General features: G+C 36.5%; 16 protein-coding genes. 14 read left to right on the top strand and 2 right to left on the bottom strand.

Going from position 1 to position 24,074, the window contains the following annotated elements:
* Positions 1–176: 176 nt before the first annotated feature.
* A complete protein-coding gene (locus RIV7116_RS19865) occupies positions 177–2,063 on the bottom strand; it encodes a hypothetical protein (RefSeq protein WP_015120098.1) in 1,887 nt (628 codons plus the stop codon).
* A gap of 692 nt (positions 2,064–2,755) precedes the next feature.
* Between RIV7116_RS19865 and RIV7116_RS35055 the strand changes: the two genes are divergently transcribed.
* From RIV7116_RS35055 to RIV7116_RS19805, 12 genes are all read left to right on the top strand, one after another.
* Positions 2,756–3,184 carry a CsbD family protein gene (locus tag RIV7116_RS35055; RefSeq protein WP_015120097.1) on the top strand — a complete coding sequence of 143 codons (429 nt, stop codon included), beginning with the start codon at positions 2,756–2,758 and terminating at the stop codon, positions 3,182–3,184.
* A gap of 412 nt (positions 3,185–3,596) precedes the next feature.
* On the top strand, positions 3,597–3,953 hold the full coding sequence (locus tag RIV7116_RS19855; RefSeq protein ID WP_015120096.1) for a hypothetical protein: 357 nt from the start codon (positions 3,597–3,599) through the stop codon (positions 3,951–3,953).
* 434 nt (positions 3,954–4,387) lie between these two features.
* Positions 4,388–4,588, top strand: a complete 201-nt coding sequence (locus tag RIV7116_RS19850; RefSeq protein ID WP_015120095.1) for a hypothetical protein — start codon at positions 4,388–4,390, stop codon at positions 4,586–4,588.
* A 367-nt stretch (positions 4,589–4,955) separates the two neighbouring features.
* Positions 4,956–5,489 (top strand): Dps family protein, encoded by a 534-nt coding sequence (locus RIV7116_RS19845; protein ID WP_015120094.1) that lies wholly within the window; start codon positions 4,956–4,958, stop codon positions 5,487–5,489.
* Between the two features lie 91 nt (positions 5,490–5,580).
* Positions 5,581–6,345 (top strand): ChaB family protein, encoded by a 765-nt coding sequence (locus tag RIV7116_RS19840; RefSeq protein WP_015120093.1) that lies wholly within the window; start codon positions 5,581–5,583, stop codon positions 6,343–6,345.
* Between the two features lie 267 nt (positions 6,346–6,612).
* On the top strand, positions 6,613–7,485 hold the full coding sequence (locus RIV7116_RS19835; RefSeq protein ID WP_015120092.1) for an SDR family oxidoreductase: 873 nt from the start codon (positions 6,613–6,615) through the stop codon (positions 7,483–7,485).
* Positions 7,486–7,604: 119 nt separating this feature from the next.
* Entirely contained in the window at positions 7,605–8,372 is a 768-nt protein-coding gene (locus RIV7116_RS19830; RefSeq protein WP_052330837.1) for a GMC oxidoreductase, read from the top strand.
* Positions 8,373–8,459: 87 nt separating this feature from the next.
* Entirely contained in the window at positions 8,460–9,452 is a 993-nt protein-coding gene (locus tag RIV7116_RS19825; RefSeq protein WP_015120091.1) for an RNA polymerase sigma factor, RpoD/SigA family, read from the top strand.
* A 144-nt stretch (positions 9,453–9,596) separates the two neighbouring features.
* Positions 9,597–10,061, top strand: a complete 465-nt coding sequence (locus RIV7116_RS19820) for a TspO/MBR family protein (protein WP_015120090.1) — start codon at positions 9,597–9,599, stop codon at positions 10,059–10,061.
* Positions 10,062–10,279: 218 nt separating this feature from the next.
* The gene (locus RIV7116_RS19815; RefSeq protein WP_015120089.1) at positions 10,280–11,326 is read left to right on the top strand and encodes a mechanosensitive ion channel family protein; all 1,047 of its coding nucleotides are present in this window, start codon (positions 10,280–10,282) and stop codon (positions 11,324–11,326) included.
* 6 nt (positions 11,327–11,332) lie between these two features.
* Positions 11,333–12,682, top strand: a complete 1,350-nt coding sequence (locus RIV7116_RS19810) for a DUF2254 domain-containing protein (RefSeq protein WP_015120088.1) — start codon at positions 11,333–11,335, stop codon at positions 12,680–12,682.
* A gap of 871 nt (positions 12,683–13,553) precedes the next feature.
* Positions 13,554–14,324 carry a dienelactone hydrolase family protein gene (locus tag RIV7116_RS19805; RefSeq protein WP_015120087.1) on the top strand — a complete coding sequence of 257 codons (771 nt, stop codon included), beginning with the start codon at positions 13,554–13,556 and terminating at the stop codon, positions 14,322–14,324.
* Positions 14,325–14,529: 205 nt separating this feature from the next.
* On the opposite strand, the gene RIV7116_RS19800 is transcribed toward RIV7116_RS19805, so the two are convergent.
* Positions 14,530–15,150, bottom strand: coding sequence for a 4Fe-4S single cluster domain-containing protein (locus RIV7116_RS19800; RefSeq protein ID WP_015120086.1), 621 nt, complete (start codon positions 15,148–15,150; stop codon positions 14,530–14,532).
* 518 nt (positions 15,151–15,668) lie between these two features.
* Here RIV7116_RS19800 and RIV7116_RS19795 point away from each other — a divergent pair.
* Positions 15,669–16,049 (top strand): response regulator, encoded by a 381-nt coding sequence (locus RIV7116_RS19795; RefSeq protein ID WP_052330836.1) that lies wholly within the window; start codon positions 15,669–15,671, stop codon positions 16,047–16,049.
* A 315-nt stretch (positions 16,050–16,364) separates the two neighbouring features.
* Positions 16,365–24,050, top strand: a complete 7,686-nt coding sequence (locus RIV7116_RS34035; RefSeq protein WP_015120085.1) for a PAS domain S-box protein — start codon at positions 16,365–16,367, stop codon at positions 24,048–24,050.
* Positions 24,051–24,074: the final 24 nt, after the last annotated feature.

Below are 24,074 nucleotides of genomic sequence, written 5' to 3'. Positions count from 1 at the left end.
TATTTTCACGGTAAAAACTAGAGATAATTATTATCACATTAACGATAGGAAAACAATAAATAAGTTTTATGTCGGCTGCTTATATTAATACATTCATACCAAAAAAAGAGACGCGAAATTTGCGTCTCTACAGATTAATTTATAGTTGAATCAGGATTTTACAATCTAAAATTGAATTACCCAACACTCGCTAAACTTTTTCGACTCAAACACTCTACCTTTTCATAAATTCCAATCAAACTATCACCAACTTCAAAAAATAATCCTTCAGATTCATCCTTTGAAAAACTTAAATTGGGGCAAAGTGCAGCAAGTTGAATCGCACTCATGGCTTTCCCTTCCATTCCATCTGGCAACAATCCCGTAGAACCAATGTAAAATACCAAAGGTGAAATTTTATCTTGATAAATCTTCTCTACATATTCATCTAATTTGACTTTAGTTGCGGTTAATGCTGCAATTTTTTCTTGCTTACCTAACCCTCCAGCCCCCTTCCCTAGTAGGGAATGGGGAGAATTCAAAGCCTCTTTCCTTGCAGGAGAGAGGTTTTCCAGATACTCTAAAATCCCCGCAACTTTCCCATTATTATCAATTCCTAGAAAATCATCAAAAATCGGTTTCATCAATTCATCAACTTTAGTAACTTTCATTCTTGGTGAAAGTGGCTTTTGACGAACGGCAATATTTTCCCTCAAAGTCATTTCAAAGGTAGGTTTGCTGAAAATCTCCCCTGTTTCCGTATCGTAAACCTCATATCTTCTTTCCAAGAATTTATTTGCAGAATAAAGTTTACTCAAGTTGAGAATATCTTTACTACCGATATCGATTTTATAGCTAACCTTTGTATCAATTGTACCTTCAGCTTTAACTGTAGGGAAGTTGAGATAAAGATTTTCGGATAAATAATGTTTTTTCAATTCATCCAACTGTTCCGGTACAAATGTATCGGATTCCTGCTTCAGATGCGCGGAAATGATGCTGGCTAGAATTTTGATTTCAGCTAGTTGGTTGAATAAACCGTCAATGTTGCGATATTTTCCATCTAAGCTTACTAACGGCAGATTTTCTAAATTGATTATATATTCAGAACGAAAATCAAAACTTTCTGCTGCAATTATACCTTTGTGCTTAAGTAAATCAAAAGTTTTCTTGCTACTGATTTTCACTTTCAGCGATTTGATATTCAGTTGGCGATCGCTAACTACTGTATAGTTGTTATAACTGGTCAAATCATTCGCTAACAAACCGGCGATTTCAATTACCGGGGTTTCATCTTCTGTTTTTACAAGTTTAACTTTACGAGTAACAAGCATATTTATCGTGGCAGTGTTGCGGTTGATTTCAAAACAACCCATATCCACATAATCACCTTCATCAATATATTCTGTCTTTAGCCAAGGTTTAAGTAAGTTACCGTTTGCATCTCGATAACCTTTGACTCTTTTAACACTTTGGTATTGGTAATTTTCTCGCAAGTGTTTCAAGTTAACAATAATGCTATGTCGGTGTTTTTCTAAAATTTGAATTAGTTCTAACAGCGAAATACGATTATTGTTTTGATTTAAGTTAAAATCCGATTCTTGCATTACTTGATGAGAAAATATTGCTGTCTCAATATCGCGCTCGAAGCTTGCAAGTTCCTGATTAGTCAATGCTTTAGCGTGCCTATCGATTAATTTTTGATTGAAAGTACTGAATAAAGCATATTTCGCTAAATTCCAATTACCGCTCATTAAATTAGCTTTTGTAAATGCATAAACAGCTTGATGATTTTGCACTACGGGTATTTCTAACTGCGCGAATGTTTCTTTACTTATTTGCTTGTACTTAAAGATAATTCCGCGATTATCCGGCTTTAAATCGTTAATTTTCAGTATTCCCGCAGTACATTTAATTATCTTGGCGCTTTCAGATAGAAAAACCTGATAGCTATAATCAATAGCAAGTGGTTCTTCTATATACAAATTATCTATTCTTAGTTTATCTGCAATATAGTAAGCTTTCTCTTCACCCATCAAGCTATAAATTGCAAACTTAATTCTGTTACTAACAATGTTTGTCATATCTATACTACCTTCGCTACTTAAAAATGGATTGATATAAATTGCAAGATTCTCACACGACACCTAAAACCCAACTGATTGAGGAGACAGATTACTCTTAAGCGTGCCTTTCTTACTGCCAAACTTCTTTCATATGCATATAGTACAAAAATACTATAATGTTGTCAATACCCTTGTATAAACTAAGTCCTCACGCCATGCAAATTGTGAAAATGATGCTTGAGCCAACATCCTATGAGGGCGCGGCTTATAAGCCTCGGGATTTTTGTCAATGGAATACTCTGTTATTTAAAGCATGGAGAGATTGTATAAAAATAAAATATAAGAACGCTATATCTCGATCGAGATACCCACCTACAAATTAAATTAGCAACAACTGAATAAGCCAATATTTTTAATGACTATAAAGTGATTTTATACTTGTAATATTTTACTGGCTTAATGTTTCTTTACTTTAAAAAATAAAATTTAACTTTTAAGTAGTTAGCATTGAAAGTCTTGCCTGACTTATGTTTAATAAAGGTCGAAAAAATCTTCTATCGAAAGTAAGATTGATGCTTGGAAAGGAGACTACCCAAGGGGTGGTATTATCGCAATTAATTAATTATAAATTTTGCTCGCAAGATTGATGAAGCTATTGACTTTCTTGTATTACAACTGTACTAGAAAGAGAATAGGAAAAATATCTTGCGATGAAATCCAACAAAAGTAAAAATAAATTACATATAGTAAAGCATTACTGTCTATCAGTTTTTAGCTGTGTTTTACTATTAAGTACCGTATGGTTTGGTGTATGGTTTGATTCCTCACAACCAGCCATTGCTAACCCCATTAGTAACTATCCACAACAAATAATTGCAGCTAATCCTTTAAAGGGCGCGGGCGATAAAATTGAGGGTAATGCAGAGCAAGCAGTAGGGCAAGCTCAACGAAACTTAGGAAAAATTACCGGACAAACAGAAGGTGCGGCAAAAGAAGCAAAAGGCTTAGCAAAAGAAGCAAAGGGTAATGTTAAACAAGGAATTGAAAAAACTAAATCTGCTGTAGAAGATGCTTCCGATAACGTAGAGGAAGGCAGCGAAAATGCAATTGATGCTATCAAAGATTTTTTTGGTAACTAAAAGTAAATAATGCTATCATCGGCTAATTTCATACTAGTTGTCTGATATAGTTAAAAAAGGTTAAAAAAGGTTGAAAACCAATCGAGTTTGTAAAAAACAACTCGAAATATTTAAACATAAAGTAGACGAGTTGAAGATAGGAGCAGAACAGCTATAACTGAATATTGATGATTGAATGTTTATCTGAATGCTAAATGCTTAATGCTTCGTCATGATTAATATGAATAGAAGCTATTTCAAGATAATTCAATATCAAAATTTTAATGTTTGGGAAAAATCAAACAATTGTATAATTATGTTTAATGATTCCCTTCATTCTTTTAGCAGCCTTGTTCCCAACTTTTAATCCAAATACAACAACGGTTTGGTTTTCCCAAATTAGAAAAAGTTCCGTCACCTTGGAGGAAATACTGTGAATTTTACTCGTTTAAAACTAAGTAACTTGCGTCCACTTCGTTTTGTAATGGCAGCATTTATGTGTGTAATGCTGTTATTTTCTACTGCCCTTCCTGCGGCAGCAGTTGGTGCTTCAAAAAGTGCTCCCGAAAAAGGAGCAGCACAGTTAAATGAAATTCAAAAAAGTGCTGAAGAATTAACTGAAAATAACGCTCCTTCCAAAAGCAGAGTCGTTAATAAATCTAATAAAGGATTGAACGAAGTTCAAGGAGCTGCTAATGCCGAGAAAATGAATCGTCCATCCAACAGTCAAGATGCTACTACTGTGGAAGAAAAGGTAGAAGGTTTTCTCGAAAGCATCACCGGTAAATAGTATCTGTAACAATTCTTTGATATATAGTGGATAGAGTTATTTTCCCTATATTTCTTTCATAGATTAAAATTTTGGTCAAGTGTAGATTTCTAACTTGACCAAAATTTTGGCGTTGCTGATTAAAAGTATGAATTGCCCCCGCGAGCCTCCAATTATGGGGGAACAAGATAATTGAAAGTCCTCTATTTTGGGGGATTTAGGGGGCATCACTAACCAACTTGTTAAAGTGACTGTCTTTTTGTACAACTCAATAGCACATCAGCCTAATTTTTAGCTTGAGGCAATTAAGCATAATCACTACCATTAATAAAATATAAATTCAATTCACCCACGGGCATAAATTGTAATTACCCCGTAAGAATGGTTATTAAATATCAGTATTTTCTGTAGCATAAGGCTTGTAGATTAAAATTTGATAATCAGGGGTGTTAAAAATGAGTGAAGCAAAAGTTCCTGAAACTAATACTCAATCCAATCAAGAAGCAGAATTAACAAAAGAAGCTGTCAGCGAAGAAAAACAAAAGACAGCAAATGTTGATGTAGATAAAGATTACGAAGCGGCTCAAGACTATAAAACAGGCAGCATGAGTCAAGATAAAGAACAAGGAGACAATCAAGTTACTTCTTCGCTGTAATTTAACTAAAATGATTTATTCTAGCCTTATTTGGAGCCTCAATTATACGAGGTGAAATCTAAGGCGATAAATATTTTTTAGTTAAATTACTGACTTCATTTAGTTTCTAATAATGCAGCAGAGACCTATAGCTGTTGAGTCACAATCAATATTTAGAACAATAAAATTACTAATTATTACTAGCATCATAAGCAATTTAGTGATTATTTAAGATTGATTGTTTGAGAAAAGATAGATTATTAAACTATACAAAAAGAATTAGGTATTTATCTTTAAAATCTAACCTGAAATTATCACTTACGATTGATTTATGAAAAAAACGAATATGGTCAAATTGAGAAAGAGTTGAATTTAGAGTAAATAAATTATGCGAAGCATTAATATTGGACTAACAGAAGAACAACGTAAAGGCGTTTGCGAACTATTAAATAATGACTTAGCAGACGCTTACTTATTATTAGTTAAAACTAAAAAGTACCACTGGGATGTAGTCGGACCTCAGTTCCGCAGTTTGCATACTCTATGGGAAGAACACTATCAAGCTTTAACCACAAACATCGACTCTATAGCAGAACGAGTTCGTGCTTTAGGTGGCTTCCCCGTAGGTACTATGGAAGGATTTTTGAAGTTAACTTCTTTGAAAGAAAATCCAGAAACTTTACCTTTAGCAACTCAAATGGTATCTAGCTTAGTTGATGACCACGAACAAGTTATCCGTAACTTGCGCGGACATATTGATGCTTGTGGCGATAAATTCCATGATGAAGGTACCGCTGATTTTCTTACCGGTTTAATGGAAGGACATGAAGAAATGGCTTGGATGTTACGTTCCTTTATTGAAGGAGAATCTCTACAAGCAGACGGTAAAGCACCTACAAAAGCTGCCGCAGGTGTTAACTAGAAACACTTAATCAAACATAAATTTCATTTTAAGTTCAAATTATTTGCGAACTGCATCTATCTAAAGAGGGGAATCAAGAGAGGGGAATAAAATGTCCGATTACAAAGCAGAGCGTACTATTACAGCCGTATTTAAACAGCAAGACCAAGTTGATAAGGTCATTCGTCGTTTATTAGATAGAGGTGTATCCCGCGACCATATTTCGGTTATGGGGAATAACTTTCAATCTGAAACTAGAATTTCGGGTTTTATTTCTAAGAAAGACGTAATATTTGGCGGATTGAGATCCGGCGCAATTTTTGGTTCTTTGTTCGGTTCGTTATTAGGTTTGCTTTCTGGTGTAGGCGTGCTGTTTATTCCCTTCGTAGGCTCGGTTGTAGCAGCAGGTCCCATCGGTGGAGCGCTTTTGGGGGCTGCCAGTGGTGCTTTAGCGGGTAGCGCTGGTGCAGGTTTAGCATCGGTATTGGTGACTTTAGGTATGCCCAAGGAGAAAGCTGCTATTTACGAAACTCGCTTGAAAGCTGGGGAGTTTATTGTAATGGCAGAAGTACCTACAAATAAAACAGGAGAGATTTCACTGCTTATGGAAAGCGCGGGTGGCGAAGAAACTCATACCAGTGAATCTACTTTACCTCGTGCTTGTCCTGATGGCTGCAACAATCCGCAAGATTTAGCCCCTGAAGTACGTTCTCATTTATCGGAAGACGCTCAAAAAACTTTTATCGAACGCTACAAAGCTGTATTTGATAAATTGAAAGATGAAAGTAAAGCAGAAGAAGCAGCTTGGAATGCAGTTCACGAAAAATATGAAGAAGATGAAAATGGAATTTGGTCTGAACAAAAGGTAATTACTTAAATGCTTTTGAGGATGAAGTATCAGCGATAGAAATGTATTTCATCCTCAATATTTTGTTTGTGACTATAAAATTAGATATTCTTTAACCCTAGCAATGTAAAAGGAAGAAGTATGAAGTAATTACTATACTTTATACTTACTATTTTGTTATGCACAAAAGCAAATTTGATATATTTTTACTATTACTTTACTAAGTATAGAACTAAATTCTTTCCTTGAACCTAAATAGGCAAGATAAATCTAATAATTAATCATCAATAATTAACAATGACACAAAGTAAAGAATTTCGACCAACTCCAGAGCAGATACCCGGACAAAAATTAGATTACCCTGCCAAGCAGTCGGATATGACACCCCAGCCCGACAGCGATTTATCTAATTATCGAGCTGCTGGTAAATTGCAAGGTAAAGTGGCTCTAATTACAGGTGGTGACTCCGGAATTGGTAGGGCTGTAGCTATTGCCTATGCAATGGAAGGGGCTGATGTGGCGATTATTTATAATCAAAATGATGAAGATGCTCAAACTACCCAGGAAGCTGTTGAAAAGAGGCAGCAAAACTGTTTAAATATCAAGGCAGATGTCCGCGATTTTGAAGCTTGCCGTCAAGCAGTAGAACAGACTATCAAAAAATATGGCAAGCTGAATATTTTAGTGAATAATGCAGCTTATCAAATGGTGCAAGAAAAGTTCGAGGATTTAAGCATTGAACAATTTCAACTTACTATCGAAACCAACGTTTACGGCTATTTTTATATGGTGAAAGCGGCGCTACCTCATCTCCAAGAAGGCGACGCTATAATTAATACAGGTAGTATTGTAGGTAAAATTGGGAAGCAATTTCTAATTGATTATTCTACTAGTAAAGGTGCAGTTCATACTTTTACTAAATCCTTGGCATTAAATTTAGCAGAACGAAAAATTAGAGTTAATGCTGTAGTTCCCGGTCCTGTATGGACACCAAATATTCCGGCGACTATGCCAGAAGAAATGGTAGAAAACTTTGATAAGGATTCAGCTTTAAAGCGTGCGGGACAGCCAGAAGAACTAGCACCAGCTTACGTATTGTTAGCATCTCAAGACGGTAGTTTTATTACTGGTGCCCTTGTTGATGTAACCGGCGGACAGCTATCGAGTTAATCAACTTTATCCTTGTAGTAAATGTGTCTTTATTGATGTAAGCATAAGTCATAAGGGCACATAAATAGATTCTTTATCACTAAAAATTAATAATTAATAACAAATAAACTATCAAATAAATGCAACAATATTACGACATAATAATTATAGGAACTGGTGCTGGAGGTAGAACCATTACTTATGATTTATTGTTGCGTTCGGCATCTGAAAATTATCTCCAAAGGTTGGCATTTTTTGCGGCATTGGTAGGGCGTAATTTAGTCAAGCGTAATACAACTAATCTTTATGCGATTCCTGCAGTTAAAAAAGAAACATTTTTTCATAAAACACTAGTAATTAATGATTTTTATTTCGGTTCAATCGGATATGTAAAACCATTAAGGCATAAATGGGCGATAATGCGAGAATCTTTTCTACTATGGGCACCTAACAGTTTATTGAAAGTTTTTGCCAATCTTTATGTTAATTGGTCGATGCAAAGTGAGGACTTACCCAATGTTGAAAATCGTGTCGAAATAGCAAAAAACAAACAAATAAAAGTTTATTATCTTTCAAATAACCAAAAAGTTCATCGTCGTTTGCGATATCAATTTGAGAAAATACTTCGCAATGCTCGATTCCCGAGAACTTTCGGGATACTAATGCCTTTAAAAATTCTGAATTATCAGGGAGGAGCTTGCCGACTTGGTAGTGACTCAACACTTAACGTCCTCAATGTAAAATGTCGTAGCCACGATATAGATAGTCTTTATGTGGTAGATTCAAGTTTCTTCCCTTCAATTGGGGCAATGAATCCGACATTGACAATAATAGCTAATGCCTTAAGAGTAGCCGAACATCTGAAACAAAGATTGAATGTCAATTTAGATTCTAGGGCTTTAGTTTAGTAATACAAAAAAAGTTTGATCTTGAAACGCACCTGACAGCGCACAAAAACAATATTGAGTTAAAGCCTTTAGGAGTTTTTGATTAATATGCAACCAGTAATCGATAGGGGACAAAATAACGCATCCGCCACTCAAAGACTAAATACAGATACCGTAAGGTCTTTTTTAGTCCAAATTGGGCGCGTACCATTGTTATCTCGTGAAGAAGAAATATTTTTTGCTCAACGAGTTAAGCAGTTGATGGAATTGCTGCAAGTGAAAGAAGATTTAACAGAAAAATCAAGCTCCGAACCCAGCTTATCTACTTGGGCAAATGCAGTAGAAATGACACCAACTCAACTCCAAGAAACTCTCGATAATGGAGAAATCGCCCGACAAAAAATGATTGAAGCTAACTTACGCTTAGTTGTGGCGATCGCTAAAAAATATCAGCATCGGAATTTGGAGTTTGTCGATCTAATTCAAGAAGGAACTTTGGGTTTACAAAGAGGAGTAGAAAAGTTCGATCCAGACAAAGGTTATAAATTTTCTACTTACGCTTATTGGTGGATTAGACAAGCAATTACCCGCGCCTTAGATCAAAAAAGTCGTTCTATCCGTTTGCCGATTCATGTATGTCAAACTCTGAAAAAAATCAAAAAAGCGCGTCGCGATTTAACTCAACAATTAGGACGTAATCCGACAATCAGCGAGATTAGTTCCCATGTGTCTTTAAAACCTGCCCAAATTCAAGATTATTTACACATGTCCCGTCAACCCGTATCCTTAGATTTACGAGTTGGTGAAGGACAAGACACCGAACTGCAAGACTTACTCGAAGATACAAATTCTTCCATAGATGATTACGTCAACAGCCAATCATTAAAAGAATGTCTTGACGAAATGCTTGTAGAATTGACACCGCAACAAAGAGAAGTCGTCAACTTGCATTTTGGCTTAAGCGACGGACGCGAATTAACATTAACAGAAGTTGCAAAGCGTATGGACATTTCTCATACCAGAGTTCGACAACTACAGCGTCAAGCAATCGCTCGTTTGCGTCGCAAAAAAATGAAAGTAAAAAGTTTTATGGCAAGTTGAAAATAAGGGAATAGGGAATAGGGAGTTGAAAAAGTTATTAATTAGGAATTGGAGAATTAATAGTGTTTTCTTTATCCCTTTATCTCCCCATTTCCCGGAATTATCCATGTTCAATGCCCAATCCCCCATGCCCAGTTTAAGACAATGTTAAAACCTTGGATGATAATCGGAGCCGTAACTGTAGTAGTGGCTCTCGGAAGTAATATAATTAGACCAAAGGATATCAAATGGTTTAAGCGGTTGCAAAGACCGAGTTGGTTAACATTTGAAAAATTAATTCCGGTAATTTGGACGGTAATTTTTATCTGTGGTGCTTGGTCTGCTTATATAATTTGGGAAAGCGAACCAGGTAGTTCGCAAACTTGGTTTTTAATGGGTTTCTATCTACTACTTGAAATTGTTGTTGTTGCTTTCACTCCGGTTTCACTTTGGTTGCAAAGTATGAAAGTAGGGGCAATTGTGGGAGGTATTGGATTTGTTATTGGATTAATTCTGACTTTGTTTGTTTTACAAATATCCGGTTGGGCTGCATTATTATTAGTGCCTTATTTAATATGGAGTCCTATCGGTACTTTTACAGCTTGGAAAATTCATCAATTGAATCAGTAATCAATGAGCAGCGAACAGCAAGCAGTTAATTTATATTTTTATTAAGTAAATGATTGGTTATCTTATATAGGAAAAACTATTTTTAATAATCATCTGCTGTTTGTTTAATTTCATATTATTATAATTATCATAATTGAAATAAATATTTGGTAGTGGGAGTCGAATAGCTCCCTATTTACTGAAAGCAAAAACTAAAAACTAAAAACTAAAAACTATTTATGATAATTGCACAAGCTCCGTCTGCGACAGAAAATGCCAAAGAGGAAATAACTTCAGCTTGGGATAGGACTCTACAACTGTATCAAGATGCTATCGATAGATTGCCAAGTATAATCTTGGCAATTATTGTTTTTATAGTTTTTTTTCTAATTGCTAGAGCCGTAAAAAGATTAATTAGAAGATTTACGCGCCATCGTCGCAATGCTCGCAGTTTAGGGATGGTTTTAGGACGTTTGGCGCAGGGTGTAATTATATTAATTGGTTCCTTTGTAGCGCTAACAATTGTTATTCCTTCGTTTAAGATTGGCGATTTGGTGCAATTGTTTGGAATCAGTGGGGTGGCAATTGGTTTTGCTTTCCGGGATATTCTGCAAAACTTTCTCGCGGGAATTCTAATTTTACTTACCGAGCCTTTTGAAATTAACGACCAAATTGTATTTAAAAGCTTTGAAGGAACTGTAGAAAATATTGAGACAAGGGCAACTACAATTAGAACTTATGATGGTCGTCGGATTGTGATTCCGAATGCTGAATTATTTACCAATTCCGTTACCGTGAACACTGCTTTTGAACACCGACGTATACAATACGATTTTGGCATCGGCTATGGGGATGATATTGACTTTGCCAAACAGTTAATTTTAGAAGCAATAAGGGAAACTGATGGTGTACTTAACGACCCCCCACCGGATGCGATTGTAGTCGAATTAGCGGACTTTACCGTCAACATTCGCGGTAGATGGTGGATAAATCCTCCTCGCCGTGCCGATGCATTAGACTTTCGCGATCGCGTACTTAGTGCAGTTAAAAATAAGTTAACGGCTAACGGCATTGATATGCCATTCCCAACTCAACAAATTTTATTCCACGATCAAACTGAAGAAACAGACGGGGACAGAAATCGTCAGCGAGAGGGATGGCCAGCAGCAGCTCGCGGGGAAGTTCCCAACAGCCGCAATATCGCCGGTTCTTTAAGCCGACTGATAAAAAACCAATCCCGAAATAGAGACGGTGACGCTAGCAATGCTTCAATTATTGATAAGTAATGAGTCATGAAAAATATCAGACTCGGTAAACTGTGGGATTCCCTTAACTCCAGCTATTGGTTTGTACCCACGGTGATGACAACTATATCTACCTTGCTAGCGTTTTTTTTACTCAGATTAGATAGATTAAGTTTCTACGGCCCTTTAGAAAAGTGGGGTTGGATTTATACAGGTAGTGCAGACGGTGCCCGTGGCGTACTTTCAACGGTAGCAGGTTCGACAATAGGCATTACTGCAACGGCTTTTTCTATCACTATTGTGGCGCTTCAGTTGGCTTCCTCAAATTTTGGTCCTCGAATTCTGCGTAATTTTATGCAGGATATAGGTAATAAAATTGTACTTGGTAGTTTTATTAGTACTTTTGTTTATTCTTTATTGGTATTGCGAGCAATCTATGGAAGCGCTGAGGATAGAAATCAATTTGTGCCACATCTTTCGGTAACGGTAGGAATTGTTTTAGCCATATTCTGCACCGGAGTGCTGATTTACTTTATTCATCATGCATCAACTATTATTCAGGTTTCCTATGTCATTTCCCAAATCAGCCAGGAATTAGATAGCACTATAGAAAAGTTATATCCTCAAAAAATTGGTTATAGCGAACCCGAGCATAAGCATTCTCAAAAACTGATTCCAGATAATTTTGATCGTGAAGCCTTTCCCGTCAGAGCTTCAAAAAAAGGTTATGTGCAAGCGGTTGATACCGATAAATTGATGGATATCGCCTGCAAACATAATTTGATGGTGAAAATATTAACTCATCCGGGAAAATTTGTAATTCAGGGGGGCTACTTAGTCAAAATTCTTTCGATGGCAAGCGATAATTACAAAACACCCGATTTTAAAGACATTCAAAAGCAGATTCAGCAAGCATTTATTTTAGGTAGAGAACGTAACGAACAGCAAGATGTTGAATTTCCCATCAATCAATTGGTAGAAATAGCTCTACGTGCTTTATCTCCGAGTCTTAACGATCCTTTCACTGCGATTCGCTGCATAGATCATCTTAGCGCGGGGCTTTCTCGTTTAGCTCAAACAAATTTTCCTTCTCCTTATCGTTACGATGGTTTTGACAATCTCAGAGTAATCGCTTATCCGGTAACATTTGCAGGATTAACCGATGCTGCTTTTAATCAAATTCGCCAAAATTGCTGCGGCGATGTAGCAGTAACTGTGCGTTTATTAGAATCTATTGCAGTTATTGCCGAATATACTGAAAATTCTCAACACAAAAAAGCTTTGCGTCGTCATGCAGATTTGATATTGAAAGGTAGTCGCCAAGAATTAGCTTTCGAGGAAGACAAGCAAGATGTTGAACAACGTTATGCAGCCGTACTTAAAGCGAATGGGGAATAGGCAATATCATGTCCGGTTAAACAGTTATCATATCTGTGAGGGCTAAGTAATAAGTAATAAGTAATGAGTAATGAGTAATAAGTAATGAGTAGTAGATAATAACCGCCATCTTTTCAGTAGGGTTATATCGTAAGTAATTAGCCGGACTTGATATAATTGGGCATTGGGCATTGAACATTGAACATTGGACAAAGAAAGCTAGTTCCTAGTAAGACAGTGTGGGAAAAATAACAGAAGTCTCTGCCTTCTTAGCTAATTTGGGCAATAATAGCGAAAATAAAAAGTTAATAGGTAATAGGTAAGGGGTAATTTTTACTATTAAACCACCATACTTATAGTTTGAGGGTGCTGATTTTTTCTATCAAACTGAGTACAAAATACTACTAGCGGAATATATCTTAAGCCAGTTGTTTTACAGGTTTTCTATTTCTACAATTAGAAAAATAATAAAAATACTCACAAGTTCCTCAAAATTTTGTTTTATAAATAGAATAAATTACCTAAAAAGCAGCGTAATACTGCTGAAAAACATGCCGTAAAAATAAAATATTTTCTTTATCTTTAGACCGATACTTTATGAAAATTACCTTAATATTTCGTAAAAGATCGGACTGAAAAGTTTAGTTTATGTTTTCAGTTGTTACCAAATATTAAGCTATTACGATAGCAAGTAATCTATAAAAATCGGTACAGTATTGCTCCCTAGCAATATTCCGACTAAATTCTCTGATTTGCGCTAGCTACACATAAAATAAAAAATACTTGTCAAATTAGAGATGATTCGGATACGATTATTTACTGAATCAGGGTCATAGCAATATACATTGGTAATAGTAATAAATAATTACCATCTTTAAAAAAGGATACCAAAATGAATACAACTGTTGTAAATCATGTAGAGGAAAAAATAGTTTCAATTGAACTTGATTCTATTCGTTTACAAGCAGAAATAGTTTTGCCTAAAAATTGCCAAGGAATGGTAATCTTTGTTCACAATAGTGGCATTGGTCGCTATAGTACTCGGAATCGTTATCTAGCTCATCTTTTAAGGCAAACAGCAGGAGTAGCTACGGTACAAATTGATTTATTAACTCCTCAAGAAGAAGCAATTGATTTACGCAGTAAACATTGCAGTAGTAATGTGCAATTTTTAGCTAAAAGATTAACTGATGCCACAAAATGGTTGCTTGAATACCCTTTTACCAGCAATCTAAAAATTGGTTATTTCGGAGAACAGACGGGTGCGGGTGCGGCTTTGCTTGCAGCGGCAGAGAATTCTACATTAGTAGGTGCTGTAGTTTCTTGTAGCGGCAAAACTTGTTTAACAAATGAGACTTTGTCTTCTGTCAAAACTCCGACTTTATTGATTGTTGGTGAGAACGATTTACCAGCAATTCCGACAAACGAAGACATAATTAAACAAATCCCAACGGCTGACAAAGAATTGAAAATCGTACAAAATGCCAGCCGTCAATTTAAAGAATCAGGTGCACTAGAAGAGGTGGCTCGTTTGGCAAGCCATTGGTTTAAGCAGTATTTATCTGATGTGAGTTATTCCCAGAGCAGTACGAACTTATACGAGTCATTGCACAAAAGTTATGCAAATACTGTAACTGACAAGCCCATGACAACAAGTAAATAAGTTTTTGGAAGTTCTGAATAAAATATTGTTTCTTGTTCTTGTTTCCAGTCTTCGGCTGGGAACAGACTGCATGAGGTTCTGCCTGGAGTATTTTCAACAGAGGTAGAGCCTCCTTTCACGTGTATTCCTTGCCGGAGGTAAGAAACAAGATATTAAGCCTCCCAGGAGGGATATCACCAATTAGCAATTAGCAATTACCTAATAACTATTGCTCGCGCCATCCTTGATAGCCAGTAACTAATCGACTGCCATCTTTAAATACGTGAATTTCAATTTGATCGCTAGCCCAGGTTATTTTGTCTTGAAAATCCGGGTTGAATATACGCACTCGTTGATTGCTCGACGAAACTGGTGAATTTGGGGAGTTGATTGCTAAAGATTTTATAAAAGGACCATCAATTAAAATATCTAGCTGTTCTAATAATTCTTGAGAGCCTACTGGTGCTTGTTGCGATCGCAGTTTATCTAAAGTGAAGCCAGTAAAAGCCATTACGTTTAATCCAGATGCTTTGACTCGACGAGCTAAAGATGCTAGTTCAGTTGCTTGCAAAAAAGGTTCTCCTCCCGAAAATGTCAGTCCTTTATTTCCAGGTTTACTAAGAATTTTTTTAGCAAGAGAATCTACCGATTCCAGGCGATTAATTTCAAATGACCACGATTCTGTATTAAAACAGCCGCCACATTCTCGCTTGCAACCCTGTACCCAGACTACAGCACGACTTCCGGGGCCATTTACTTCTGACTCATCAACGTAACCCATGATGTTCAAATAACCGGAGGGAACGTTTTTAAGTGAAGAATATGGGTTAGTTGACTTTGTGTCCATTTTTTGCTCCTTGTTTCCGTTCTCTTAATAATGACGGTTTTTAATAGAGGAGCGCATCCGCAAAGTCTGCGTTTTCAGATGTCATCAATAATTTAAGTAATTTGATTTGGCAGCATCCCAGCTTTTTAGCATTGCTAAATCAAGCTATAAATTGGGAGCATCCCAAATTTCTGTCATTGCGAGCGAAGCGAAGCAATTGCAATAACTAGGGTTTGCAATTGCTTCGCTCCATTATGTCGTATCGGACACGCTTCGCTAACATTACGCTTGCAATGACAATCTAAATCTTGATGAATTTACCTTCATTGGGATGCTCCCTATAAATTGTGTTTACTCACATTTATGTCGCAAATTTGAAACCGATGTCCCGAAGTGGCATTGCAACGCCTCAAACAATGTGAAATCGCGACTTTATATTTCTAGCAACCCTCGGTTTTTTTTATTTCTATTTATTATTTTATCTGTCAGTGATACTTGTCACTGTGTGAGGATAATTTCTGCTGGTAGGGTAGAAACTTATGATTACTATTTGTTTCTCTACAGAAGAAATGGAAAAATATTTCTGCCAAGAACCTATTAAAAGAAATATTTTAATCTTCGATAATTCTTTAGAAAATCTTAAGCTTTGGTTCATTAGATTATCTGATTGCGGCTATATGGTGCAGTCAGGAATCATTAATCCGATGGCTATAGATATAGCATTCAAAACTTTGCTGGATGTAATTTTGTTGGATATTCTTATACCAGATCTGGGTAGTTACAGAGTTTCTATAAAGCTTAATGAATCTAAACAAAATCGTCATTTTCTGATAATTATGGTCGGTGCATTAGGTGATATTGCCGATAAGATTAAAGCGTTTCTATTAGGAGGCGAAGATTATATAATTAAGCTGTTTTAAGTAGAGGAAGTTGTAGCTATGGGAAAACTTGAGAAGGGGTATTTGCATCTTCAGCTAAAAAATGCCTTTAGCTAATATGAGTCATGAATTACGAATATATTTAATGCAATTATCGGTTTTTCCCAATTAATCAGCGACGAATATGTTGATGCTTCATTACTGTCGTAATTCACGAACTAGAAGATAATTCATGCTTATCTGAAAGCTTGGCGAGATAGATGACAAATTCTTCTCTAGATACTATTGTTAATTGAAATCAAAATATATTAAATTAATCGACCTATTCAATTAAAAGCTAGCGACTAATACATATGTATGAATAAAAATACAAGAATTTTAATAGTAGATGATAAGGTAGATGATTTAATTTTTTTATCAAACATTCTGGTTAATCAAGGTTATAAAGTTCAAAGAGCAACTACAGGAAAGTCAGCTATTAATACTGCAATTGCTTCTCCTCCTGACTTAGTTTTGCTCGATGTTGTGATGCCTGATATGGATGGTTATGAAATTTGCCAATATCTGAAAGCTAGTCGAGCAACTCGGGATATTCCAATTATTTTTATCAGCGCTATAAATGATGTATTCGAGAAAGTCAAGGCTTTAAATTTGAGGGCTTTTGATTATATAACAAAACCGCTACATCCTACAGAAGTTTTAGCTCGGGTAGAAAATCAATTAGCTGTTGTGGAATTACAAACAGAATTACAAAAACAAAATCATCGATTAGAAAATATTGCTTCAGAGTTAAGCATTCGCAATCAACAGCAAAAGTCTCGCGAACGATATTTAACGGGATTGGTAGAAATTCAACGTATTTTACTCGGTTTTAATGGTAGTGCTGACTGTTATGCTCAAATTATTCGTATTTTGAAATTGATTTCTTTAGCTAATGGTGTTTGTATAATTGAAAATAATCCCTTAAATAAATGGTGCAATACAGATATTAATGCCGAGCAGGATAATTGCTGCGAAAGGGTTTTTTCACGCTGGCAAGATTTACTCAGTAGTGGCAATGTTATCTCTAGTTTGGTTGCAGATTTACCTGAAGAAGAACGTTTGGTTTTTCTACATCAGGGTATTAAAGCAATTTTAATAATACCAATTCTAGTTAAGGATGATATTTTTGAGTTTGTTCGTTTTGAAAATCATTCAGAAGCGATAACTTGGAAAACTGAGGAAGTTGCAATTTTGCAAGCAGTCGCATCTGCAATCTCTTTAGCTAAGGAACGGTTGCAAGCAGAAGCGAAGTTACAAAAAGAATTTAATAGAAGTAAATTATTAAAGAAAATTACTGATAAAATTCGTGGTAAATTTGATGCTAATTCAATTATAAAAACTGCAATTAAAGAAATTGGTTCTGCTTTTAATATAAGTCAGGGAGTAATTTTTAGCTACAATACTTCGCAGGTACCTGAAATTATTCCTCAAGGGGAATATCTTGCTTCCGGCTATAGTTCAATTATTGAAGAAGAAAGTTTTTTATTAGATAATACATATTTAAATTTTTTATTAAGCCAAGACAAAGCTGTTGTTACTGAAGATGTAGAAAAACAACCTTTACTGCAAAATAATCTTGCAAAATACCGAAAACTTGGCATTAAATCGATGCTGGGGATACGAACTTCCTATAAAGGTAAAGCTAATGGGATTATATACTTGCATCAAGTTAATTTTAAGCGTCGGTGGACAACTGCTGAAGTCGAATTTCTCGAATCTATCGCCGCGCAGTTAGGAATTGCCATCGCTCAAGCTCACCTATTGGAGACAGAAAGTCTTGCACGGCTACAGCTGCAACGAGAAATAGATAATCGCTTAGAAATTGAATCTGCCCTGAAAAAAAGCGAAAGTAAATATCGCTTATTAGTCGAAACATCCCAAGATATTATCTGGTCAGTCAACCTGAACGGATGTACTATTTATGTGAATTCGGCAGTAAGGAGAATTTTAGGATATGAGCCTGATGAGATAATTAATCGCTCTTTCATCGAATTTTTATTGCCTTCACAAGCAGTAACAGAATTATTGGCTTTTGAGCGGGTTAAAAATGGCAAACCGATTTTTGAAAGAGAAGTAACTTATTTAAATAAGTATGGCGATGGTGTTGATTTTCTGTATAGCTCTATGCCTTTGTACGACGGTGAAGGCAATATAATTAAAATAATTAGCACCTTGCATAATATTACTGAAACTAAAAGAGTGCAGCAAGCACTGCAAATAAGTGCTTTTAAGTTACGTAGTAATAATTTTATATTAACTAATTTAGCAAGAAATTCTGCGATTTATGATGGAGATTTGCCAGTAGCTTTGAAGAGAATAACTGAAGCTGCCGCTGAGAATATTGAAGTCGAGCGAGCTAGTATTTGGCTCTACGATAACAATGCTGCAATAATTCGCTGCGTTGATTTATTTGAATTAAGTTTAAACAGTCACAGCGAGGGTTTTAGTTTTAATTATGCAGATTATCCGGTTTATCTGCAATCTTTGAATGCGGATGAAATTATTGCTACGAATAACCCTTATATTGATGCCAGAACTCAAGAATTACGGGGAACTTATTTAGAGCAATTTAATATTAGCTCTGTGTTTTGCGTTCCCGTGCGTGTGTCTGGTGTTACCACCGGAATCTTATGTTTGGAAGCAGTAGAAAAAAAGCATTATTGGACGCAAGAAGATATTAACTTTGGACGTTCTTTAGGTAACTTAATTTCCCTGGCATTAGAAGCCCGTTCCCGACAGGCAGCAGAAGCAGCAAGCCGTTTGAGCGAGCAGAAGTTAGCAGCAGCATTTCGTTCGAGTCCCGATCCCATTGCTTTAAGTACTTTTCCTGAGGGGAAATATATAGAAGTTAACGATAGTTTTTGCGATTTTTTTGGGTATACCCGAGAGCAAGTTATTGGACTCCAAAGAATAGAGTTATCAATTTGGCACAGTCGAAAACAATACGATGATTTACAAGAGCTATTAAGTGCAAAGGGACGAATTAGCAATCAAGAAGTGGATTTTCGTATTGCCCGAGGAGAAATTAGAACCACATTATTAAGTGCGGAGTTAATCGAAATTGAAGGGCAGCGACATGTTTTAGCAACTGCCCGCGATATTACTAAATTCAAACAAGCTTTGCAGGAAACTCGTTTGTTATTGAAGGCAACTCAAGCTATTAGCAAAGCTATTGATATAGATAGCGCTTTTGGTGTAATTTTGCGATTAATTTGCCAACATATTGATTGGGATTTTGGGGAAGCCTGGATTCCTAGTAGCGATGGTAGAGATTGGCAATATTATCCGGGTTGGTATAAAAATCAAGATGACTTCAAAGAATTTTTCCGTTACAGCGAAACTTTGAGATTAAGTGACAAATTAGGAGTTCCGGAAATAGTTCGGAAAAGCCACAAAGCGCAATGGTTGCCAGATATTTCTCAAGTTTCTTCAACAAAATTTATCCGTAAAGAAATGGCTGTGAAAGCAGGCTTAAAAAGCTGCTTTGCGGTTCCAATTTTGAATGGAGAAGAATTGTTAGCTGTCTTAATAATTTTCAAATGCACTACTAAAAACCGAGATAAACGTTTATTGCAATTAATCAAGGCTGTAGCAGCACAGTTGGGAGGATTAATTAAGCGCAAGCAAGCCGAAACAGCCCACAGACGTAGCGAAGAAAGATTGCAGTTGGCTATAAACGCCAGCAATTTGGGGTTGTGGGATTGGAATATTAATTCTGCTCATATTTATCGCGATTCCCGTTGGAAGGAAATGCTTGGTTATGAAGACTCAGAAGTTGGTGAAGATGCTTCAAGTTTACGCAGGCTAATACATCCGGAAGATATAGATTTTGTTCGGCAAGAGTTGAAAGCATATCTAAAAGGTAAAATTCAGACTTATAAAGTAGAATTTCGGATGCGCTGTAAAAACCAAAATTGGAAGTGGATTCAATCTAGCGGGAAAATTTTCGAGCGGGATGGGAAGGGATTACCTGTACGGATGACGGGTACCTATAAAGATATTACCGAGCGCAAGCAAGCTGAGGATATCTTACAAGAAAGCGAAAGACGTTTTCGAGCAATTTTTAATTCTAGTTTTGGATTTACCGCTCTGCTACAACCGAGTGGCAAAATTATTTCACTCAATCAAACCGCTCTTGATTTCTTTGGCTTGAAAGAAAACGATGTTGTAGATAAATCTGTTTGGGAATGTTTGGGAAACAATATTTGCTTGAGTCGAAAGCAACTACAAAAGGTAACTAAAAAAGCTGCTAATGGTAAATTTATTCGCTTTGAAATGGATTTTATCGCTGAGTCTGGTTCGATATCGACTTTTGACTCTTCTATTAAACCAATATTTGATGAAAATAATCGTTTAGTATTGTTAATTGCAGAAGGACGCGATATTCAAGAACGTAAAATTTTAGAAAGAGAAGTTGCTCTACGGGAAGCTCGCTTAAATGCTTTTTTCAACAATGCCCCTGTAGGATTAACTATTATAGATAGGCAGTTAAAATTTATTCAAATCAACGAATTACTGGCTGAAATTAACGGTATTTCGGTAGAAGAACATTTGGGTAAAACTATTCAAGAAGTATTGCCTAATATCGCTTCTGAAGTTGAACCAATTTACCAACAGGTTTTCGCCAGCAATCAACCAATTCTTAATCTTGAATTAAGCAGTGCTTCGATTTCAGAACCTGAAAACACGCGCAACTTTCTAGTTTCTTATTTTCCCATACCCGGTGAAGATAATACCCCCGTAGCAGTCGGAAACGTATTAGTAGAAATTACCGCACTCAAACGCGCTGAAACAGCTTTACGTGAAAGAGAAGAAGCATTCCGCGCCATATTTGAAAACGCAGCGGTAGGGATTGCTCAAGTCTCAAACGAAAGTAAATTTATCAACGTCAACCAGCAATTTTGTAAAATTATCGGTTATTCTAAATCGGAACTATTACAACTCAAATGTTCAGACATTACTCATAATATTTCCCTTACAGAATATACGAATTATTGCCAGCAATTGGCAAAGAATGAAATCGATGCGTTTGCAATGGAAAAAGCATTTGTGAGAAAAGATAAACAGCAAATTTGGACAAACTTAGCAGCATCGGCAATACGCAAATCTTCTGGGGAAATTAAATATATCATCGGTGTAATTGAAGATATCAGCGTTCGTAAAAATGCCCAACAACAAACGCGCTTGGCAACCGAACGCTTGCAATATTTACTGACTTCTTCCCCAGCCGTTATTTTTAGCCGTTTGCCTTATGGAAACTTCGATCATACATTTATCAGCCAAAACATTTGTGAAATAGTGGGTTATCAAGCAGAACAATTTTTATCAAAATCCAGATTTTGGGATTATAAGGTACATAGAGAAGATTTGCCGAGAATACGAAAGCACCTATCGCAAGCTTTAGATCGAGAATATGCTACTTATGAATATCGCTTTTTGCACGCGGATGGTACTTATCATTGGTTCCAAGAACAAATCCGATTAATTCGCAATAAAAACGGCGAACCTTTAGAATATGTAGGTTACTTGGCAGATATCAACAAACGCAAAAGAACGGAGTTAAAATTACAATTTAGTCAGCGACGGTATAAAACTTTAGCTGAAGCTTCTCCAGTTGCCATTATTAATACTGATGCTGATGGCTCGTGTATTTACTTCAATCAACATTGGAGCGAAATTACCAGACTTTCCACTAAAGAATCATTAGGAGAAGGCTGGATAGAAGCATTACATCCAGAAGACTGCGAACGAGTTGTCAGAAGATGGAAGCAAGCGGTAGAAACTCAAATCCCCTTTGTTAGCGATCACCGCTTTCTGCGTCCCGATGGTAGAGTGGTTTGGGTGATATGGCAAGCTTTACCAGAAATTTACGAAAATGGTGAATTTAAGGGATATATCGCCACTGTTACCGATATTACTGAGATCAAACTTGCCCAGCAAGCTTTACGAGAAAACGCTGAAAGAGAAAGAGCCGTCGCTCATACTCTGCAAAGAATGCGGCAAACTTTAGATATAGAGAAAATTTTTGCCGCTACCACAGAAGAATTGCGGTTTTGTTTAAATTGCGATCGCGTTGTGGTTTATCGCTTAGATGGAGATGATTGCGGTAGTTTCGTTGCTGAGTCGGTAGCAAAAGGCTGGCGATCGGTAATGTCCCCAGGAGAAGATAATACAGATTTTACTCAACTTGTTTTAAAAGAAGACGGAACTACAATCCGCAAACTCAACAGTAATTTAAATAAAGCCAGCAATACATATTTACCAGGATACCAAGAAGATAGCTACAACAGTGGAGAAAGTTTTATCTACGTTTCCGACATTTACCAAGCTGGTTTTAGCGAGTCTTACGTTAAATTATTAAAGAAATTTCAAGTCAAAGCCTACGTAACTGTTCCTATATTCTGCGGAAATCAACTTTGGGGATTGCTTACAAGCTATCAAAATTCCGCCCCCCGCGAATGGAAAACTGGAGAAATCAGCATTGCAGTACAAATCGGCAATCAGTTAGGAGTTGCACTGCAACAAGTACAGCTACTTTCCCAAACTCAACATCAATCGGAAGCCCTAAAGCAAGCCGTCATCGCCGCAGATGCAGCCAACCGCGCCAAAAGCGAATTTTTAACCAACATGAGTCACGAATTGCGAACTCCCCTCAACGTAATTTTGGGCTTCAGCCAATTAATGAGTCAAGATGAATCGATAAACACAGAGCATCAAAAAACATTCTCGATAATTAACCGTGCTGGCGAACATTTACTTAAGTTAATCAACGACATTCTGGAAATGTCCAAAATCGAAGCAGGTAGAAGTTCATTAAATATTGATGACTTCGACTTATATAAACTTTTAGATAACCTCGAAGAAATGCTCCGCTTCCGCGCTTCGAGCAAAAATTTACAGCTAACATTTAAAACCGCCGCAAACCTGCCTCGTTATATCCAAAGTGATGAAAGCAAACTACGTCAAGTTTTAATCAACCTGATTGGAAACGCCATTAAATTTACTAATCAAGGTGGCATCGAGTTAAGCGTCAGCACGGGTGAAGAGGAAAACGCTTCCTCTACTCATATAATCTTTGAACTTAACGACACCGGAGTCGGAATTTCAGCCGAAGAAACCAAATTTTTATTTGAAGCTTTTAGACAAACCTCTGCTGGTAGAGAATCCCAAAAAGGAACCGGATTGGGTTTAGCAATCAGCCGTAAATACGTGCAGCTCATGAAGGGAGATATTAAAGTTGAAAGTACCCCCAGAGTCGGTTCAAAATTCACTGTTGATATTCAGGTAAATCTTAGCTCTCCGCAGAAAATAGAAAAAAAGAAAATTACTGCTCAAATAGTTGGATTGGCACCATCTCAAATAAAATACCGTATTTTAGTAGTCGATGACCGTCCCGAAAGTCGTTTGTTACTAGTAAAAATGCTTTCTCAACTAGGATTTAGTACCAAAGAAGCTACTAACGGAGTACAAGCAATAGCCGAGTGGGAAGAATGGGAACCACATTTAATACTGATGGATATGCGAATGCCAACTATGGATGGATATCAAGCCACCAAAATCATCAAAACCAGACAGCAAGAAGCAGATTTGAATAGTGGCATCCCCAGAAAAACTGTAGTTATTGCCTTAACCGCAAACGCATTTGAAGAACAAAAAGACGAAATTATTGCCGCCGGTTGCGATGATTTAATTAACAAGCCCTTTGCCAAAGAAGAATTATTAGAAAAATTAAACCAACACCTGGGAGTCGAGTATTCTTATCAACAAAAAGCCGACAACACATCAAGCACCGAATTTACATCAGCTAAATTACGTCAATCATTAACACAGGAATCCCCCGAATTAGTAAACGAAATCAAACAAGCAGCAGCTCAATGCAGCGACAACTTAATTTTTGAAATTATAGAAACAACTCCGCCAAATAATTCCCAAGCTACACAAATCTTAAAATACTTCGCCGAAAACTTTCAATTTGACAAAATAATCGAAGCAATTGATTGAAATTGGGAATTAGGAATGGGCATG

Origin of the sequence: Rivularia sp. PCC 7116 (genome assembly GCF_000316665.1) — a bacterium.
GTDB lineage: Bacteria > Cyanobacteriota > Cyanobacteriia > Cyanobacteriales > Nostocaceae > Rivularia.
The sequence above is the reverse complement of the archived record's forward strand: the minus strand, read 5'-3'. Positions and strand labels throughout refer to the sequence as shown.

What these genes read in the sequence shown, in the direction of transcription:
- RIV7116_RS19845 (WP_015120094.1), top strand. Translation starts at nt 4,956, where the DNA reads ATGCGAAGCATTAATATTGGACTAACAGAAGAACAACGTAAAGGCGTT.
- RIV7116_RS19825 (WP_015120091.1), top strand. Translation starts at nt 8,460, where the DNA reads ATGCAACCAGTAATCGATAGGGGACAAAATAACGCATCCGCCACTCAA.
- RIV7116_RS19850 (WP_015120095.1), top strand. Translation starts at nt 4,388, where the DNA reads ATGAGTGAAGCAAAAGTTCCTGAAACTAATACTCAATCCAATCAAGAA.
- RIV7116_RS35055 (WP_015120097.1), top strand. Translation starts at nt 2,756, where the DNA reads ATGAAATCCAACAAAAGTAAAAATAAATTACATATAGTAAAGCATTAC.
- RIV7116_RS34035 (WP_015120085.1), top strand. Translation starts at nt 16,365, where the DNA reads ATGAATAAAAATACAAGAATTTTAATAGTAGATGATAAGGTAGATGAT.
- RIV7116_RS19830 (WP_052330837.1), top strand. Translation starts at nt 7,605, where the DNA reads ATGCAACAATATTACGACATAATAATTATAGGAACTGGTGCTGGAGGT.
- RIV7116_RS19805 (WP_015120087.1), top strand. Translation starts at nt 13,554, where the DNA reads ATGAATACAACTGTTGTAAATCATGTAGAGGAAAAAATAGTTTCAATT.
- RIV7116_RS19800 (WP_015120086.1), bottom strand. Translation starts at nt 15,150, where the DNA reads ATGGACACAAAGTCAACTAACCCATATTCTTCACTTAAAAACGTTCCC.
- RIV7116_RS19810 (WP_015120088.1), top strand. Translation starts at nt 11,333, where the DNA reads ATGAAAAATATCAGACTCGGTAAACTGTGGGATTCCCTTAACTCCAGC.
- RIV7116_RS19840 (WP_015120093.1), top strand. Translation starts at nt 5,581, where the DNA reads ATGTCCGATTACAAAGCAGAGCGTACTATTACAGCCGTATTTAAACAG.
- RIV7116_RS19795 (WP_052330836.1), top strand. Translation starts at nt 15,669, where the DNA reads ATGATTACTATTTGTTTCTCTACAGAAGAAATGGAAAAATATTTCTGC.
- RIV7116_RS19835 (WP_015120092.1), top strand. Translation starts at nt 6,613, where the DNA reads ATGACACAAAGTAAAGAATTTCGACCAACTCCAGAGCAGATACCCGGA.
- RIV7116_RS19865 (WP_015120098.1), bottom strand. Translation starts at nt 2,063, where the DNA reads ATGACAAACATTGTTAGTAACAGAATTAAGTTTGCAATTTATAGCTTG.
- RIV7116_RS19820 (WP_015120090.1), top strand. Translation starts at nt 9,597, where the DNA reads ATGTTAAAACCTTGGATGATAATCGGAGCCGTAACTGTAGTAGTGGCT.
- RIV7116_RS19815 (WP_015120089.1), top strand. Translation starts at nt 10,280, where the DNA reads ATGATAATTGCACAAGCTCCGTCTGCGACAGAAAATGCCAAAGAGGAA.